The organism is Caulobacter sp. ALps2 (assembly GCF_058681635.1).
Window position 1 is genome coordinate 3718661 of the sequence record NZ_CM178743.1, and the last position, 18113, is coordinate 3736773.

The window sequence follows — 18113 nt, forward strand, 5'->3', positions numbered from 1 at the left end:
GGCGCATGAAACCTATCGCCGATCCAGGAATTGCAGCGACATGAGCGTTCTCAGGAGCCCGGTCGCCGACCGGCCGGTCTATGTCGTCGACGGCGCGCGGACGCCGTTCCTGAAGGCGCGCGGCGGGCCGGGACCGTTCACGCCGGTGGATCTGGCCGTCCAGTGCGGACAGCCGCTGCTGCTGCGCCAGCCGTTCGCGCCGGACGCCTTCGACCAGGTGATCCTGGGCTGCGTCAATGTCATCGCGGACGAGCAGAACCCCGCTCGGGTGGCGGCTCTGCGGCTGGGCTGCGGGCCGGAAATGATCGCCTTCACGGTGGCGATCAATTGCGGCTCGGGCATGCAGTCGATCGACACGGCCTATCGCTACATCCGCGAGGGCTCGTCGAACCTGATCCTGGCCGGCGGCGCCGAGGCCTTGAGCCACGCGCCGCTGGTGCTGAAGCAGTCGGCGGTCGCGTGGCTGTCGGCCCTGCAACGCGCTAAGGCCCCGATCGACAAGGTCAAGGCGATGGCCGGCTTCCGACCTGACATGCTGACCCCGGTCGTGGGCCTTGAGCGCGGCCTGACCGACCCGATCACCGACCTCGGCATGGGCCAGACCGCCGAGGTCCTGGCCCATTATTTCGACATCAGCCGCGAGGCTGCCGACGCCTATGCCGTCGAGAGCCACCATCGCCTGGCCAAGGCCCAGAGCGCAGGCTGGCTGTCCGGCGAGGTCGAGCCCGCCTTCGCCCGCGACGGGACCGTGCACGACCACGACGATGGCGTGCGCCCCGACAGCTCGGTCGAGAAACTGGCCAAGCTGAAGCCGGCCTTCGAGCGGCCGTTCGGCAAGGTGACGCCCGGCAACAGCTCGCAGATCACCGACGGCGCGTCGTGGGTGATCCTGGCCTCGGAAGAGGCGGTGCGGGAGCATGGTCTGAAGCCCCGCGCCGTCATCCTCGATAGTGAGTGGGCCGCGCTGGATCCGTCGATCATGGGGCTGGGACCGGTGTTGGCCTCGACGCCACTGCTGCGGCGCGCGGGCCTATCCCTGCGGGACATCGAGCTCTGGGAGCTGAACGAGGCCTTCGCCGCTCAGGTGCTGGCCTGTCTGGCCGCCTGGGAGGACGAGGATTTCTGCCGGCGGGTGCTGGGCCTGCCCCGCGCGGCGGGCGCCATCGATCGCAATCGCCTGAACGTGGACGGCGGGGCGATCAGTCTCGGCCATCCGGTCGGGGCCAGCGGCAACCGTATCGTGTTGCACCTGATCAACGCCCTGGAGCGCCTCGACCTGAAGCGCGGTATCGCCACCGAGTGCATCGGCGGCGGGCAGGGCGGCGCCATGCTGATCGAGCGGGTCTGAGGAAGATGGCCATGCAAGACCGCGCCCTGACCCTCCTCAAACCTCGCGACCTCGACCTGGGGCCGGCGCCGATGAACGACTACGGCCTGACGCACTGGCGGTTGGCCCGGGACTCGGAAGGTGTCGCTTGGGCGGTGCTCGACAAGGCCGGCGCCAGCGCCAACACCTTGGACGACGCGGTGCTGGTCGAGTTGGACCAGATCCTGGACCTGCTGGAGGCCGATCGCCCGACGGGTCTCGTGATCCGCTCGGCCAAGCTGTCGGGCTTTATCGCTGGCGCCGATGTGAGCCAGTTCAGCGGCGCGACCGACGTCGGCGAGGTCGAGCAGCGCATGGCTCGCGCCCACGCCATCGCTGACCGGCTGGAGAGCCAGCCCTATCCGACGATCGCGGTAGTCCATGGCTACGCCCTGGGCGGCGGGCTGGAGGTGGCGCTGGCCTGTAAGATCCGCATCGCTATCGACGGCGCCAAGTTCGGCTTTCCGGAGGTGCGGTTGGGCCTGCATCCGGGCCTGGGCGGAACGGCGCGATTCACGCGGCTGATCGACCCATTGCAGGCGATGAGTTTCATGCTGACGGGCAAGAGCATCACCGCCAAAAAGGCCAAGGCCCTTGGCTTGGTTGACGCGGTCATTCCCGAGCGCCATCTGCATGCGGCGATCAGGGCGACGGTGCGCGGCGACCTGCACGCCGACGGCCAGAGCCTGATCGACAGGATCAAGGACAGTGGTCCGGCCCGCCGCCTGGCCGCTGTCCGCATGCGCGACGAGGCCAAGAAGCAGGCGCCGCCCGAGCACTATCCCGCGCCGGGCGCACTGATCGAGCTCTGGGAGCGCCACGGGGGTGACTTCGAGGCGATGAAGGCGGCCGAGATTGGCTCTTTCGCCCGATTGATGGTGTCGGAGTCGGCTCAAAACCTGATCCGGGTCTTCTTCCTGGGCGAGACGCTGAAGGGCCTGGCGGGCGAGGGCGGCGACATCAAACGCGTTCACGTGATCGGCGCCGGGGCCATGGGCGGCGACATCGCCGCCTGGTGCGCCTGGAGCGGCCTGACCGTCACCCTGACCGACGTAAAGGCCGAGCCGATCGGTGGAGCGATCAAGCGGGCGAGCGAGCTCTACGGCAAGATCGCTCATGACGATCACCTGAAGGTCCGTGACGCTCTGGACCGCCTGGTTCCCGACCTGAAAGGCGAGGGCGCGCGCTCGGCCGATCTCGTCATCGAGGCCGCGCCCGAAAAGGTCGAGCTGAAGCAGGCCCTCTACGCCAAGCTCGAGCCGCTGATGAAGCCGAGCGCGATCCTGGCCACAAACACCTCGTCGATCCCTTTGGAAACCCTGCGCGAGGGACTGCGGCGGCCCGAACGGCTGGTCGGCTTGCACTTCTTCAATCCGGTCTCGAGGATGCAGCTGGTCGAGGTTGTGCGACACGACGGCTTGGACGCCGAGGTCGAAAAGGCCGCTCGCGCCTACGTCGGCGCGATAGAACGTCTGCCCGCCCCAGCCAGGAGCGCGCCGGGCTTCATCGTCAACCGCGCCCTAACCCCATACCTGATCGAAGCCATGGTCATGCTGGACGAAGGCGTGGCCAAGGAGACGGTCGACAAGGCGGCCGAGCGGTTCGGCATGCCGATGGGGCCGATCGAACTGGCCGACCAAGTGGGCTTGGACATCTGCCTGGCCGTGGCCGACATGCTCAAGCGCGAACTCAAGTGGGACATGCCCGACGCCCCGCAATGGCTGCGCGACAAGGTCGAGCAGAAGAAACTTGGCAAAAAGACGGGCGAGGGACTCTACGTCTGGAAGGGCGGCCACGCCCAGAAAGCGCCCAACACCGCCGAGCCTGATCCCGATATGGCCGACCGCCTGATCCTGCCGCTGGTCAATACCTGCGCGGCCCTGCTGGGCGACAGCGTCTCGGACGATCCCGACGTCATCGACGCGGCGATGATCTTTGGGGCTGGTTTCGCGCCTTTTCGGGGCGGACCGTTGCATTATGCCCGTCAACGCGGCGTGGCCGAGGTGAAGGCCCGGCTTGAAGACCTCTCCCGTAAGTACGGCGAGCGCTTTCGGCCAGCGGAAGGCTGGTCCAAGCTGGAGGCATGACGGAGCGCTTTACCGATCCAGAACGGTTGGCCGACGCGATCATCGATAAGGTCGGCCGCCGTATCGTGCTGGGCCTGCCCCTCGGCCTTGGCAAGGCCAACCACTTTGCCAACGCTCTGTTCGCCAGGGCCATGGCCGACCCGTCAGTCCACCTGCACATCTTCACGGCGCTGACCCTGGAGCCGCCCAAGCCCAGCTCGGCGCTGGAGGCGGCCTTCCTGGGGCCGGTCATCGAGCGCACCCTGGGCGGCTATCCGGCCCTGGCCTATGCCGAGATCCAGCGCCGCGACGCGTTGCCCGACAACATCCAGGTCGACGAGTTCTTCTTCCAGGCCGGAACGCGGCTCTCCGTTCCGAGCGCCCAACGCAGCTACATCTCGGCCAACTACACTCACGCGGCGGGCTATCTGCTGGAGCGTGGCGTCAACGTCCTGGGCCAGCTGGTGGCGCGCGAAGGCGACCGCTACAGCCTGTCGTGCAATACCGACATCACCCTGGACCTGCTGACCGCGCGCAAGGCGGGCAAGGCGGACTTCCTGCTCGTGGGCCAGGTCAATGACGCCCTGCCGTTCATGCCTGGCGACGGCGACCTGCAGGCCGCGACGTTCAGTCATCTCCTGGACGGACCGGGCGTACAGTTTCCGCTGTTCGCGCCGCCCAAGGAGCCGATCTCCGACACCCAGTATGCGATCGGCTTCCATGCCGCGGGCCTGATCCCCGACGGCGGCACGATCCAGATGGGCATCGGCTCGATCAGCGATGCCGTGGCCCAGGGTTTGATCGTCCGACATCAGAACCCGGAAGGTTTCCGCGACACCGTCAAGCGCCTGTCGCCGAACGCGGTGGCGCCGCCGCATAGCGAGCGGTTCGAGACCGGGCTCTACGCCGCCACCGAGATGTTCGTCGACTGCCTGCTAGACCTCTGGAGGGCAGGAGTCCTCAAGCGTGAGGTCGACGGCGCGGTGCTGCACGGCGGTTTCTTCCTGGGCCCGCGCGCCTTCTACACCGCGCTGCGCGAGATGCCGGCGGCGGACCGCGCCAAGTTCCAGATGCAGGCCATCTCGGCGATCAACGAGCTCTACGGCGACGAGGCCGCCAGGCGGGCCGCGCGCGTCGATGCGCGCTTCATCAACACCGCCATGATGGTCACGATGCTGGGCGCGGTGGTCTCCGACGGTCTGGAGGACGGCCGCGTCGTCAGCGGGGTAGGCGGGCAGTACAATTTCGTGGCGCAGGCCTTCGCCCTGGACGGCGCGCGGTCGGTGATAACGCTGGACGCGGTGCGCGGCGAGGGCCGCAAGGCCTCGTCGAACATCCTGTGGTCCTATGGTCACGGCACCATTCCGCGCCACCTGCGCGACATCGTCGTCACCGAATACGGCGTCGCGGACCTGCGCGGCCGTACCGATCGGGATGTTATCGTCAGTCTGCTGAACGTATCCGACAGCCGCTTCCAGCCCGAGCTGCTGGACAAGGCCAAGGCGGCAGGCAAGGTTGAGCGCGGTTACGCCGTGCCGCAGGCGTTTCGCGGCAATACGCCCGAACGGGTGTCCGAGGCGCTGGCCCCCGCGCGCAAGGCGGGCCTGGCGCCGCTGCTGCCGTTCGGCTCCGACTTCGATCCATTGGAGGAAAGCCTCCTGCCGACCTTGGGACATCTGAGGGCGGCCCAGGCCGAGCCGGGGCGACTGGCGGGTCTCATCCTGCGTGGTCTCAAGCGCGAGCCCGCCGACGATCGGGCCTTGGAGCGGCTAGGATTAGCCCGACCGCGCGATATGGCGGCATGGCTGACCAGTCTGGCCGTGCGCGGGGCTCTGCGAGGCTAGTCACGGGGTTCGCCGTCTTCCCAGAAATAGGCGTCGCGCACCGGGTCATAGTAGTAGAAGCGACCGAAGCGACGATCGAAGAACTGTCGCCGGTCCGGCGTGTAGGGCCGGGTGACGGCGGGGGCGGGCGGTCGGCTGCGGTCGGTGACGACGTCGCTGTTTTCGTCGGCGGGACCGGCGGCGCGGTCGGCGGCGTGGGCCGGGGCTTCGTAGAAGACCGTCGCGCCCGTTTCGCCCGCCGCGGTGGCGGCGAAGCGCGAGGTGTCGGCGCCGACCAGGGTGACGAGCTTGGAGAAGCGGTTTGGGCCATACTTCTCGTCATTGGCCACATCGAAGTCGAGGCGCAACTGAACCTCACAGAGCAGGCCGCTGGCCCGCACCTCCTGGGTGATACGCGCGATGCCGCTCAGCCGATCGTGCACTTCCTCGCGGCACGAGGCGTTGTCCGGCCATAGGTAGTAGTAGCGGCCGAGCAGGTCGTAGTTGGCGTTGGCTTCGTTACGCCGCTTCAGATCGTAGACCGCGACCACGTCCCGTCCGCACGGATCGGCGGCTTGCGGGGTCATCCGCTGCACCCCCCGGTACGAGGCCTTGAAGGCCAGCGACTGGGCGAACGTCCGCGCCTGGTCGCAATCGCCCCGGAAGGCGGTCTGGGCCTGGACCTGGGTCGCGCCCGCCAGGAGCACGGCGACGGCGGTCGCCAAGAAGGATCGCGTCGCTCGGATCATGGTCTGGCTCCTTGGCAGGTAGCGACGGCGCGCACCTGGCAGTAGTTGACGCCGTTGGGGCAGTTGGTGTCGCCGGCGCGGACCGAGAGGGTCTCGCCGCCTTCGCTGTCGCAGGCGGCCCGGCCGGCCAGCTCCAGCGAGGGATAGAAGTTCGTGGTCGGATCGACCTTGATGAAGGTCGAGGTCGTCCAGGTGCGGAGAGCTGGCCTAGGCGTTGGCTTCGGCGGCTCGGGCCTGGCGACTGGTGGCTTGGGCCTGATCGCGACAGGCATCGGCGCGGGAGCGGGCTTGGTGACGGGAGCGGGTTTCGGCGCGGGCTTTTTCTCGACCGGCTTTTCGACGCGTTCCTCGACAGGAGGTTTGGGCGGCGCCTCGACCTCGACGGGCGGAGGCTTCGTTGCGGCGTCGATGCGGGTAAGACCCTTCTCGGCTTCGCGTTGTAGCGCCGAGCCGTCGCCCAACTGGGCCACTCGGGCGTAGAGACCGCGCGCTTCGGCCAGCCGATCGGGATCGTCGCTGGCCTGTGTTTCCAGCAATTGACCCAGGGCGAGCACGGCGTCGGCGCGACTGCCGGCCGCGGCCTGACGAAGCCGGGTCTCGGCCGTGGTTGGATCCGGGGCGCGTCCGCCTTCGCCACGAGCCAGCATCTGGCCGAGCGCCAGGGCCGCATCGTCGCGGGCCCGCGCCGTATCGGGACGACCGTCGGTGGGGTTCGCGGCGGCGCGTTGCAGCCAGTCCAGCGCCTGATAGGCGTAGGTTCCGCGATCAGGATTGGCGGTCTCGCTAGCCCGCAAGCGATAGAACGCGCCCAGGCGCTCCATGGCCGCCGGCTCACCGGCCATGGCGCGCGCCGTCGTCTCAGCGTCGAACCGCTCGGGCAAGCGCAGGCCCTGGGCTGGTGCGTCCTGACAACGCAGGCGCCAGGCGCCGGCGACCGAGAGCCATTGGCAGCCAGCTGGCGCGACCGGGACCACCGCTTGGAGCGCATCGGCGCGCGACGGGGAGCGTAGCCACGGACCAAGCTTGGGCGCGACCACGGCGAGCGCGGCGACTGCGAGGACGGCGAGGCCGATCCCGCCCGCCCAGAGGCCGAACCGTCGGCGGGCCGGGGCCTCGCGCGTCAGCGTCAGCGGCGTCTCCGTGGTCGCGAACTCGACAGGACCGGGTTCGGCCATCGGCAACGGCGGAACGTGGAGCGTGTCGACTTCCGGCGGCGGCTCCGGCGGCGGGGGTACGGGAAGGGTCTTCCCTAACCCGTCGAACCAAGGCGTCTCCTCGGGCTCGGGCCCGAGATCAAGCCCGGCCAGCCAGGCGGTCGCGCTGGCCGGCCGCGCCGGTGCGGCCGGGGCGAGGCCGGCCTCGATCCCGTCACGCAAGCTGGCGGATAAGGCGACGCCGCCGGGCCAGGCCGTGTCACCGGCCACGCGGGCGGTGGCGGCCGGCGGTGCGCGGCCTGTCAGCAGGCGGTGGAGCAGGGCGCTGGCGGCATAGAGATCCGCCGCCGGGCCGATGGGATGACGCAGGGCGCCGTCATGGGCTTCCGGCGGGGCGTAGCCAGGTTCGACTAGGCCCTCCTGGCCGCGCAGCAACCGGAAGAACGGACGGCGATCGACCATGAAGCCGGTCAGGCGCACCGCGCCGCCCTCGATCAGCACGGCCTTGGGCGAGAGATCGCCATGGACGATGCCGGTTGTGTGCAGGTCTTCCAACGCCTCGGCCAGGCGGCGAGCGAACGCGGCAACGATGGGTTCGGCCACGGGGCCGGGATGCTCGGCCAGCCAGACTTCCAGGGTCCGGCCGCCTGGCGCCTGCAGCCAGAAGCATCCGCTCGCCGCCCGGGCGACCGCCTCCACGGGTATGGCCGCGCGCGGTTGCGCCGCTTGTAGCCGTCGCCCGAGGCTCTCGAACGCGTCCAGCGCCGTCGCGTAGGCTTCGACCGCCTCCGGCATCGTCGCCAGTCGCCCACCGGCCGGGGCGAAGCGCACGGCCTCCAGCGCGTAGCCCTCGACGGCGAACGTCTCCAGGGCCCCGTCGCGACGCAGTTGCCGCAGGCGCAGGGGCTTGCTGAAACCGTCAACTTTCAGGCGGAGCGGCGTCTCGGCCTGGAGGGACGTCATGGCGTGTCTCCGCAATCGGCGGCGGACCGGGTCGCGGCCTCGATGATCAGGTCGGCCTCGGGCGCCAACGGGGTCTCGATGGGCGCGAGGGCGACGCGGATCGGCGTGTCCGAACCGTCCCGACGCCAAACGCTTTCCCCGCCGCCGCCGTTCAGGCCAAGGGTGGCGCGCATCAAAGCCGGGTCGGCGGCAAGGCCCGAGCAGGCGAAGAAATGCGGCCAGTCGCGGGCGGCGGGGCTGCCGGCGGCCACCTTGACGGCCAGCCAACGCGGAGTCTCGGTCTCGACGCTGGGCGTGGGCGACGGCCGGGCTGACCACGCGCCGAGCCCGATGGCGGCGAGCCACAGCCCGGCGGCGGCAAGGGTGAAGGGCGAAAGCTTCACATCCCGCCTCCGGCGATCCAGGCATGGGCGCCGGGGGAGCGCAGTATGGCTGCAGCGACGGCCAGGGCCGGGGTCTCGGCCTGGCGCTTGTCCTGCAGATTGACCACGATGGTCAGGCCCCGCACGGGCTTGCCATCGACCTGGCGCAGGGCGACGACGGCGATGGCATGGCCGTCGAGCAGTGGCGGCTCGATCGCGCGCATCGGGAGCCCCAGGACGCGGCCGTCCGGCTCCGGCGTGAAATCGGCCGGCTGGCAGTTCCGATAGAAGCAGGCGTAGCGCTGCATCTCCGCCGCCGCCTGCTGGGCCAGATCACGACGGCCAGCAACGCGGACTCGGCAACGGATCTCCTTGAGATCCAGGATCTGCCGCGTCGCCTCGGCCTGGTTGCGCGGGGCGACGAAGCCGAATTTCAGCACACCGGCCGCCGCGTCCCAGCGCAGGCCACAGTCGCTGCGGGCCAGTTGCCGCAGTAGGGCCACGCCCGGCTCGCTCGGCGCCTCGCCAGCCACCTTCATGGTGCCGGTCTTTCCGTACAGGACAACGTCCGGGCTGTAGCCCATGCCGGCGAACTCGCGGCCGAGCCAGGCGGCGGTGCCGGTTTTCACAACCCGCGAGAGCCCGTCGAGCACGGACGCGCGGACTTGCGGGCTGCGCATCGGCAGGTCGGCGGCCTCGGGGCCGGCGGTGGGGGTGAACCGGGCTCGCACCTGGCGACCGGTGGCGATCCGCGAATAGACCTCGGCCATCTTGATGGCGCTCCAGGTCGAACGGCTGCCGCCAAGCACGGCCATCAGATAGTCGTTGCGGAACGAGGCGACGGCGTCGAAGCCCAGGCGCTCGCGCTCCGGCGAGGCGCTGGCCAGGGGCGAGGCGCAGCGCGGCGTCGCCCCGGTCAGGCCGCGCCAGACGTCGACGTCGTACCGGCAGCCGCCACCCTGGCCAGCGTCGACCTCGAACAGCCTGGCCAGGCGATCGGGCCAGGCCGGGCCGCGTCCGGGCGGCGGTTGCAGCGCCCATCCGAACGGACCCGGCGCGGCGGCCTCGCCGAAGACGGGCAGGGGCGGCGTGTCGGTGCGGCCGTGGCCGTCCAGCGACCAGGCCTCGACCGGCGGCGGCTGGGCGCGTGGCGGCCCCGACGGGGCGGCCGGATCACGATAGGCCAGCATCATCAGCGCCAGGGCGTAGCGGTTGTTGGAGTGCTCGAGGAAGGCCGGGAAATCGGTCATCCCCAGGCCGTGATTGTCGAACCCGCCCTTGCCCAGGTCCATGCCCAGCACGGTGCGGACGCGGCCCGTGCCACCGCCTTGCATCTTCAGGCTGGCCAGGGCCGGGTCGGCGTCGAGGATCGCCAGGGAGAACGGCCCCTTGGCCATGGAGCCGACAGGCAGGCGCTCGAAATTGTGGTTCTGGGCGACCAGGTTCTGGCCTCGACGCGTGCGACGCTGGGCGGGCGTCAGGTCGGTCTCGACCAGGGGCCAGGAGGCCACGGCCAGCACCTGGCCTCTGGTGGTGTCCATCACCGTCACCGCGGCCTTGAAGGCGTCGTCGGGGTCGGGCTTGGCGCCTGGCGGTCCGCTGGACCGCACGGTGGCGGCGCCGGCGTTCAGGGCGTCCTGCGCGGCCTGTTGCAGACGCGCGTCCAGCGATAGGCGCAGCGGCTTGGGCGGTCGATTGGCCATGACGCGTTCGAGCGGCTGGGCAAGAGGCTGCAGCGCGGGGAAGTAGACGCGAGCCCCCGAGGGCGCGCTGTGGGCGATGTCAGCGCCGCCGCCCTCGAGGCGCAGGCGCATCACCGACTGGCCAGTCCGCAGGGTCAGCGTGTCGCCCAGGGCCAGCGGCGTCAGGGTGACTTCGCCGTCGGCGCTGGGACGCACGTCTCGGCCGCCGACGCGGATCTCTAGGATCGAAGGCGTCTGCACGCGGACGACGGCACGGTCGCCGACCAGGATCACCGAACCGACGGCGTGCGGCGGCTGGTCGCCGTCCTTCAGGCAAATGGAGAGGGCGCGGCGCGACCCAGATGCACCGACGCGCCGCGTCGGCATCAGGATGTCGCAAGTGGCGGCGGGCGCGCCCTGCGGCTCAAGCGCGATGGGCGCCGGCGGAGGATCGCCCAACGGCTGCAAGCGCAGTCCGGGCGCGGGGCCGCCTCGGAACAGGATTTGCCCGCTCCAGGCGCCGCCGCCCGAGAACGGGCGGTCGATGTGATGGGCGAAAGGATCGATGCCCTCGACCCACTGGCCGTCGTCGCTGAGCCGCCAGACCGCCGGATCTTGTAGGTCGCCGCGCAGGTAGGAGGCGTTGACGAAGGCGCGCAGGCGCGGATCGCCGCCGACCGGCCCTTCACGCAAGGCGATCCGCGGTTCGCCATTGGCGTCGTAGCGCACCGATAGCCACTGTCGCTGGGCGATGGCGTCGACCAGACGGTCATAGCCGCTGGTGAGGCCCTGGCCCGATGGCCTGCCCAGGGCGGCGAGCAGGCCCGGTGCGCCGACGACCAGGGCGACGACGGCGGCCAGGGGCGCTGCGATACTTATGGCCCGGGTCCAGCCGGCGAGGCGCTTGGGACGACGGCTCATCGCTTCGACTCAGGAGAGCGCTCGGCTAGGCCCCAGACGGCCAGGGCCACCAGGATCGCGCCCTCCAGCAGGTCGCCGCCGGAGGTCGGGGCGAGGAGGTAGGCGTTCCGGCCGGTGAACGGAACCAACTGCAGATTGGCCAGGGTCATGTAGGTCGCCGCGCCGAACAGGCACCACAGAGCGAGAAGGCCGGTGGCGCGTCGCGTGTCGAGCGGCGCCGAGCGCGTCAGGGACCAGACGGCGATAGACGCGCCGGCCAGCAAGGCCAGGAAAAGGCCGGTCGCAAGGCGTCCGAACGGCGACATCAGGTGGACGGCCGTGAGGTTGTCGGTGGCCTGCACCGGCTTGAGCGCGGTGAGATTGGCCGACGACAGGTAGCCGCGACCGAACAGCGAGCCGGTGTAGTCCGAGAGCTGCGCCGACCAGATCTTGAGGGCCTCGGCCTCGGTCGAGGCGTCGGCCCCCAGGGCTTCGGGGGCGGCGATCAGGTAGAGCCGTAGCAGATTCTGGCTGGCCTTGGCCTGGCGGTCGAGCGTCGCCAGCGCCTGCTCGTCGTTGAGGCCACGATGCATCTGGGCGGTTTGTCCCAGGCGATCGGTGCTCGCCACGCCGGCCGCGCCCGAGATCGGCAGGACTAGCAAGGCGGACATGGCCAAGACCGCCGGCGCGATCCAGGGCAGACGCGCTGCCCGCCGACGCAAGGCGAGACCCGCGGCGACCCCGGCGATCGGCAGGAACATCAGGGCGTAGCCGCTGTCGCGCACGGTGAATGGCGCGACGAAGGTCGCCAGGGCCAGCAGAATCCAGAAGACGATTGGGCGCCCCCATCCTTCGGGCCGAGCTTCGCTGGCGGCCAGGAGGCGGCCAAAGCCGACCAAGATCAGGGGCGTGTAGACGACACTGATCGCCAGCACGGTGACGCCAAGATCGATGCGTTCCTTCCAGCCGACGGCCCCGAACGCGAGGCGGACCACCAGGACGACGACCAGCAGCAGCATGCCGGACAGCCATGGCGATCTCGGTTCGCCGATGACACGCCGCCAGCGATCGGCGAGCGAGGGGACGGCGCGCCACAGTACGGCGGCGCTCCAGGCGGCGAGCAGCAGAAACGCCAGGACGCTCAGGCGATGGGTCCAGGCCAAGACGGTAACCGCCGCCAAGGGCGGGGCGAGGTCCAGGGTCAGGTCGCCGGGCTTGCGTGTTTCGCCGGCTCGCGCCCAGGCCAACAGGGCGGCCGGAACGGCGACATAAGCGACAGCGGCGTCGCCGAGGATCTCGCGCCAGTCCAGGGCCGGGTCTGCTTGGGCGGCGGCGAGGCCGATCAGCAATCGCAGGGACAGCAGCAGCTGCAATAGACTGACGATCGTCCACAGGGCGGGGCGCCGATGGAAGAGGTCAAGGCATACCAGCAGCAAGCTGGCGGTCCAGGCCAGCACGATCAGCGCCATCGGCCAGGGCGTCGCGAGCCTGTCCAAGGCCAGATGCGCGATGCGCAGGGCGGGGCCGGCGGCCGGCGCGTCCAGCCTGGCGTGGGTGAAACCGGTGCAGGCCGGTCCCCGGGGTGTCTCCGGCGCCGTGCGGAGGGCGTCGGCCGTCAGGCCGCCGACGACGGTAGCCTCCAGTCCAAGCCGCCGGGCTGGCGCGCCGCGCTCGCAGCGGCCGACGATCTCGGTTGGCGGGGTGGCGAAGCTGATCTCGGCCCGGCCGTCGCGCTCGGCCAGGATCAGGCTGCGCCGCAACTGCAGGCGACCCCGGCGCGCGTCGGGTCCATCGAGGACTCCATCGACGAAACGTGGTTCGAAGATCTCCGCCCTGATCCCCGCGCCCAACGATATGGCGACGGGCGAAGTGTATGGAACCACTCGGCCGCTCCGGGCGATGCGTGCGCCGGGGTCGGCGAGGATGATCGACCAGGCCGAGCCGCCAAAGCCGCCTCGCTGGAACAGGAAGCCGCGGACTGGCGTGAGGGCCGCACCCTTGCCGGCGCAAAGCCAGCGCTCACAGTCGGCCAGAACGCCGCTGACATCGGCGCCGCCCGGGCGCGGAAAAAAGTCACGCAGGGGATGGATCGCCTGGAGGGGAGTCCAGTCGCTGACGCCGCCGAACGCCAAGAGGGTCTTGCGCTCTGGCATGGGCGGGCCGGCGACGGCGTTTGGGCGGACCAAGACCTCACCGTCGCGCCAATCCGCTGGAACCAGACTGCGCCCGCGCAGGACCGCCCAAGCCGCGCCGTCGCGCTCGCACGGCGCCTGGACACAGACGGCGTCGCCCTCGGCGAAGGCCAAGGCGGTAGGCCAGGTCAGCTCTCGCCCCTGACGCATCCCGATCACGGTCTGCGGCGGCGCTTGGTCGGAACCGGCGATCACAAGGGCGAGCGGCGGCGCGTCACCGCCGCTGGAAAGGTCCGGCTCGATCGTGGCGAAGCTAGCGGGCAGGCGCGGCGTGACGAGATCGTCGCGGTTGGCGTCGCCGCCGATCCGCAGGGGAAATTGCCGAACCTCGGCGGTCAGCCGCAGCAGCGACAGGCGAAGTTCGCCCCCGCGACCCTGAACAGCCGCGATCGCCAAACACCCTACGACCAGGATAGCCGGCGCCGTGACGCCGACGGCCAGGGCCGCGACGCGCCGAGGCGAAGGTTTGCGCCGCGTCGACGCGCCGTCGCTCGCCACACGCCAGAACGCTAGACCGAGCGCCAGGCAGATCACACCCAGCAGGACGCCACTCATCCGCTGCCCGCCCTCCGCGTTGTCCCGAAGGTGGATCGACCCAGAAACCGCCAGTGATCGTGCGCCCGCTTCAGGGCTCGCAGCCTCCAGAGGGCGAGGCTTAGGACCATGGCCGACACGACCAGGAGGGCCGGCCAGCCCAGGCGGGGGCCGAGGGCCACGATCACGGGCGAGGCCGCGGCGACATGCTCGATGGGCGCCGGACAAAGGGCGCCGTCGTTGCGCGCCAGAGCCCGCCGCACCTCGCGGAACGCGGGATCGCCGTCCATGCCGATCCCCTGGCAGACGTCACGTCTCAGCGCCGCGCCCCGCGGGGTGTCGCCGAGTGCGGCGAGGCGCTCGGCGAAGGCCGGTGTCGGGGACGACCAGGGTTCGAGTTGCGATAGGCCCAGGCGCTCTATCCAGGGCCCGCCGCCACGAGTCGGCGCAGCGCCGACCGTCGACGTTCCAAGGCTGGGCGTTAGACCGAAGGCCCAGATGATCCATACCCCGGCCACCAACGTCAGAAGTCCGCTGGCGATCAGCGGCCATACGCCGCCACGTCGACTCACGGCGCTGACTCCGTCTGTGAGGTCTCGGTGGGCGAGCGCCGCCGGAAGAGCCCCGAGACGTCCCAGGCACGTTTCTTCTCGGTGTGGTCCTTGAGGCGCAGCAGGGCGCGGATCAGCTCGGTGACCCCGACATGGCCCAGCCGATAGTTGATTGTCGTCGACCCGCGCGCCACGCCCTCGAAGGCGGTGGCGAACTGAAAGCTGGCCAGGGCGAACCACTCGTCGATCTGGCGGGCGACCCCGGGTCTCAGGGCGTTGAGGGTCGCGAAGGCGTCGGCCTTACGCGGTTCGCGGCGCAGGACACGCAGCAGGTGGGCCGCCTGCGGGTGACCCTGCAACAGCCTGCGGATCGGCAACTGCACGGCGTCCGACCGATGGGTGAGGTCATCACTCTTCGAGAGGACGATGAACATCGGCTTGCTCGGCTTCTTGCGCTCAGCCTCGCGGCTGCGATCGAACACGGCATAGGCGTCGATCGAAGGGTCGAGGTCGGGACCGCCGCGCTCTTCCATCACCACCATCAGTTGGGCCATCAGGCCGACGCCGCTGATATATTCGCCCAGCTCCTCGTGCTTGGCGGCCAGGCGATGCAGCGCCTGTTCAACGCCGCCCTCCAGCATCTGCTTGCGCTCGCGAACCAGGGTCTTGAGCTTGGTCCGGGCCTTGCCGTCACCCGCTTCCGCGGCTTTGCGGGTCTGGAGGATCAGGCGCTTGAGAGCGTCGACCCGGTCGATCAGCGTCTGGGCGGGCGGCAGGTTGGCGAGATCCACCGGCGCTCGCTCGCCAGCGGCCGCGCGACGCCACAGGACATCGTGGGCGCGCTCGGCCAGCAGGGTCTCGTCGGCCGGCAGCAGGGTCAGGAAAGCCTGGCCGGTATAGATGACGTGCCGCATCAGAGTGTTGGACTCGCCGAGAAACGAGCCCTCAACGGCGCGCAGGAAACGTTCGCCCGGAATGTCGATGACGTAGAAGTCCTGGGCGCCCTTGCGGAACCGATGGGCCGTGAACTGCACGGTGTTTTCGACATCACCAGGCGGCGCGCGGCGCGGATAGCAGGCATAGGCGTCGCCCTCCTGCAGCTCGTACTTCAGCCGGTTGAGGAACCACGTCTTGCCGGCGGTCGGGAAGCCCAGCAGCACCACGGTGAACACGCCGGACTCGCGGATGCGGCGCAGAGTCTCGACGTCCAGTTCGCGGTTCGTCTGGCCCAGGATCGGCCCCTCGGCGGCAGGCTCGGCGTCGGTCAGGGCGGGGGCGAAGGTCGGCGCCTCCGATGCAGCGGCGGCGGCTTGGTCGACCTTCTGTTCGACCAGCGCGCGCAAGCTTTCGTTCAAGCCTTCCGGCGCCTGTGGCGCAGTGGACGGCGTTTCAGGAGTCATCCGGCGAAGGGTGTCAATGACTTCGCTCATGGTCACCCCGGGCGCCGGGGTGTCGAGGGCGCGGACCGCCGGCGTCGCTGCGCGGCCCTCGGCCAGGGCGCAGTGCGGGCAGTCGGCGAAGTCTTCGCCTGAGAAGGTGTTGGTGCAGATCTCGCAGTAGATCATCACGCCGTCCTCTCCGCCTTCGCGGCGGCGACCAAGGCCCAGGCGGCGCGGGTGAAGTCGGCCGGATGTCGGGCCTGGCGCAGGCCAGCCGGAATGGAACGGGTCGCCAGGGCGGCCGCCAGTTCGGGCGCGAAGGTCTGGGCGGCCGCCAGCACCGCCGGATCGGCCAAGGCGGCGTCGACGCCCGCCGGCGGCTTGGCGAGCAGGGCCTCCAGCGCCGCGCGAAGCCGAGAACCTTCCATGGCCGGGCGCAGGCACCGCAGGCGCACCAAGGCTCCGGCGAGCCGTCGGACGTCTTCGTCGTCGAGACGGGAGAGGGCGACGTCGAGCGCCGCGTCCAGAAAAGCGGGATCGGCGGCCGTGAGCGTCTCGGCGAAGGCGGGGGCGTCCGCGAGACGAGCAGCCCATAGGCCGACCACCTCGGCCAGATCCAGACGGTGGGCGATGTCTCCCAACCACGCCGCGACAGCGGGTCTTGCTATCGCCTCGGCAAGGCCAGGCAGGGCGATTGGCTCTGCTCCGTCGACCAGGCCACGCACGTAGAAGGCGGCGCCCTCCGCGTCAGCTACGGCGATCAGGGCGTCGAACGTCTCAGACACGCCATCGCGCAAGGCCGCGCTGACCGCATCGGAGCCGTCGGCATGGTGCATAACCGCCCGCAGCAGCGCGACCATCGCCGGCGGAGCAAGGTTGGCGCAAGCCGAGGCGATCTCCTCGAACATCACGTCGTCGGCGGGCAGGCGCGCCTTGTCCTGTGACCATTGCGCCGAGCGCAGGGCGGCCGCGGCCGGTTCACGCTCGGCGATCGCGGCAAGCTTCAGCCAGGCTTTCCAGGCCAGAGAGGGCTCGGCGGTGGCCTTGAGCGACACAAGTTCGTGTGTGGCCTGGAAAGCCGCGGGGCTTTCACTCGCGGCGTGGGTGACCAGCCTGAAGGTGCGCGCCGGGTCGAGATCGCCGGCTGGCGTCATCAGGCTGGTGCTGGCCCAACCCGTGAGGCGCGCCCTTTGGGATGGTGGTTCGACGCCCTCGACCAGGGCGCACAACGTCGCTTCGGGATCCTCGTCGCCAACGTCGATGGCCAGGTCGGCCCAGCCCACGCGCGCCGCGACTATCGGGCGAGCCGCGGGTTTGGCCAGGCTGCTGGGCGAGACCGTGAGGGGCTCCAGACCGAAGGCGGCGTCCTCCGGCTCGGGCAGCAGGCGCAGCAGGCGAGGCGAAGCCCAGCCCAGTGCCTCGATCAGGGCGGCGTCGACGATCAGCAGATGGGCTACAGCCACGGGGCCGAGCTCGCCCTCGCCCAGGTGGCGGGCCCTGGCCACGGCGAACGAAGCGCCGTCGGCGGCCAGCGGCAGCATGGCCACGAAACGACGGCGGCGCAGCATGGCCCATCCGGCAAGGGACAGGGCGAAGTCGGCCAAGCGCGCCTGGCTCTCAGAGCTCAGGCGCGGTCCGGCGTAGCGGCGCAGGCCGTAGTTCCGGCCCTGCGCCTTAGGACCGATCACGGCGGTGGGGACCGAGACGGTCATGGCGTCGTCGGCCCGGTGGGAGTGGCAGGCGTCGGCGTGGCGCCCACCGGCTGGGTCGAACGCGATGCGGCTTCTTCATTGGCCGGAGCAGGGCGGCCCAGCTCGCGCGGCGCTGAACGTGATGCGGGTTTGGCGGCGGAGGGCTGGGCGCGCTGGGCGCGGGCAGGAGGCGGTTGAGATGCGGTGGAGCGCGCGGACGATGCCGGTTCGTCGACGGATGGGGCGATCGGCGCGATCGGCGCGCTGCTGGCCGAGGCGGGCGGAGGCGGCAAGGCGTCCTCGGTCTTGCCTCCCCGCAGGCCGAGCAGGAAACCGACGCCGAGCAGCGCCGCGGCGGCCAGCGCCATGAGGGCGACGCTCCAAGCCGGTAGGAGGCCGCTGGCCTTGCCGCGACGTTCCAGCGCCTCGGCGATCCGATCGGCGGCGTCGGCGGCCAGGACCTGATGTTGTTCGATGACGGCGCTGCGGGCGGCGTCGCTGACCGCGCGCGTCAGGGCGGTCGACATCGGCCCGTCGGGATCGTCCTTCACGGCCTTGCCTGCCCATTCGAGGATCAGGACCGCCAGTTCGCGCCGTAGAAGTTCGACGTCTTGGAAATGGCCGTCCGCCATCGCTTGGTCCTTGTCGTCAGAGCACACGCCGCCTGCGCCGGAGCCAGCATCCGCATTCCAACATGAAGC

Annotated in this window: 12 protein-coding genes; 3 read left to right on the plus strand and 9 right to left on the minus strand. The window is 70.4% G+C overall.

Annotated elements, in window-relative coordinates; genetic code table 11:
- Positions 1-40: 40 nt before the first annotated feature.
- Genes ACW173_RS17765 through ACW173_RS17775 form a run of 3 tightly spaced genes read left to right on the plus strand, consistent with a single transcriptional unit; the run spans position 41 to position 5276 of the window.
- The gene (locus ACW173_RS17765; protein WP_492081413.1) at positions 41-1348 is read left to right on the plus strand and encodes an acetyl-CoA C-acetyltransferase; all 1308 of its coding nucleotides are present in this window, start codon (positions 41-43) and stop codon (positions 1346-1348) included.
- Positions 1349-1359: 11 nt separating this feature from the next.
- Positions 1360-3453: a 3-hydroxyacyl-CoA dehydrogenase NAD-binding domain-containing protein gene (locus ACW173_RS17770; RefSeq protein ID WP_492081414.1), complete on the plus strand. Its 2094-nt coding sequence runs from the start codon at positions 1360-1362 to the stop codon at positions 3451-3453.
- Positions 3450-5276 (plus strand): acetyl-CoA hydrolase/transferase C-terminal domain-containing protein, encoded by a 1827-nt coding sequence (locus ACW173_RS17775; protein WP_492081415.1) that lies wholly within the window; start codon positions 3450-3452, stop codon positions 5274-5276. The genes ACW173_RS17770 and ACW173_RS17775 overlap by 4 nt, the downstream gene beginning before the upstream one ends.
- On the opposite strand, the gene ACW173_RS17780 is transcribed toward ACW173_RS17775, so the two are convergent.
- The 9 genes from ACW173_RS17780 to ACW173_RS17820 are packed head-to-tail and all read right to left on the minus strand — an operon-like array spanning position 5273 to position 18044.
- Positions 5273-6004: a hypothetical protein gene (locus ACW173_RS17780; RefSeq protein WP_492081416.1), complete on the minus strand. Its 732-nt coding sequence runs from the start codon at positions 6002-6004 to the stop codon at positions 5273-5275. The genes ACW173_RS17775 and ACW173_RS17780 overlap by 4 nt on opposite strands.
- A complete protein-coding gene (locus ACW173_RS17785) occupies positions 6001-8121 on the minus strand; it encodes a protein kinase domain-containing protein (RefSeq protein ID WP_492081417.1) in 2121 nt (706 codons plus the stop codon). The genes ACW173_RS17780 and ACW173_RS17785 overlap by 4 nt, the downstream gene beginning before the upstream one ends.
- Positions 8118-8504 (minus strand): hypothetical protein, encoded by a 387-nt coding sequence (locus tag ACW173_RS17790; RefSeq protein ID WP_492081418.1) that lies wholly within the window; start codon positions 8502-8504, stop codon positions 8118-8120. The genes ACW173_RS17785 and ACW173_RS17790 overlap by 4 nt, the downstream gene beginning before the upstream one ends.
- Entirely contained in the window at positions 8501-11086 is a 2586-nt protein-coding gene (locus tag ACW173_RS17795; protein ID WP_492081419.1) for a serine/threonine-protein kinase, read from the minus strand. The genes ACW173_RS17790 and ACW173_RS17795 overlap by 4 nt, the downstream gene beginning before the upstream one ends.
- Complete coding sequence (locus ACW173_RS17800; protein ID WP_492081420.1) at positions 11083-13812, minus strand: hypothetical protein; 2730 nt, start codon at positions 13810-13812, stop codon at positions 11083-11085. The genes ACW173_RS17795 and ACW173_RS17800 overlap by 4 nt, the downstream gene beginning before the upstream one ends.
- Positions 13809-14363 (minus strand): hypothetical protein, encoded by a 555-nt coding sequence (locus ACW173_RS17805; RefSeq protein WP_492081421.1) that lies wholly within the window; start codon positions 14361-14363, stop codon positions 13809-13811. Before ACW173_RS17805 ends, ACW173_RS17800 begins: the two co-directional genes overlap by 4 nt.
- Positions 14360-15910: a hypothetical protein gene (locus ACW173_RS17810; RefSeq protein WP_492081422.1), complete on the minus strand. Its 1551-nt coding sequence runs from the start codon at positions 15908-15910 to the stop codon at positions 14360-14362. The genes ACW173_RS17805 and ACW173_RS17810 overlap by 4 nt, the downstream gene beginning before the upstream one ends.
- Complete coding sequence (locus tag ACW173_RS17815) at positions 15907-17433, minus strand: hypothetical protein (protein WP_492081423.1); 1527 nt, start codon at positions 17431-17433, stop codon at positions 15907-15909. Before ACW173_RS17815 ends, ACW173_RS17810 begins: the two co-directional genes overlap by 4 nt.
- Complete coding sequence (locus tag ACW173_RS17820) at positions 17430-18044, minus strand: hypothetical protein (protein WP_492081424.1); 615 nt, start codon at positions 18042-18044, stop codon at positions 17430-17432. The genes ACW173_RS17815 and ACW173_RS17820 overlap by 4 nt, the downstream gene beginning before the upstream one ends.
- Positions 18045-18113: the final 69 nt, after the last annotated feature.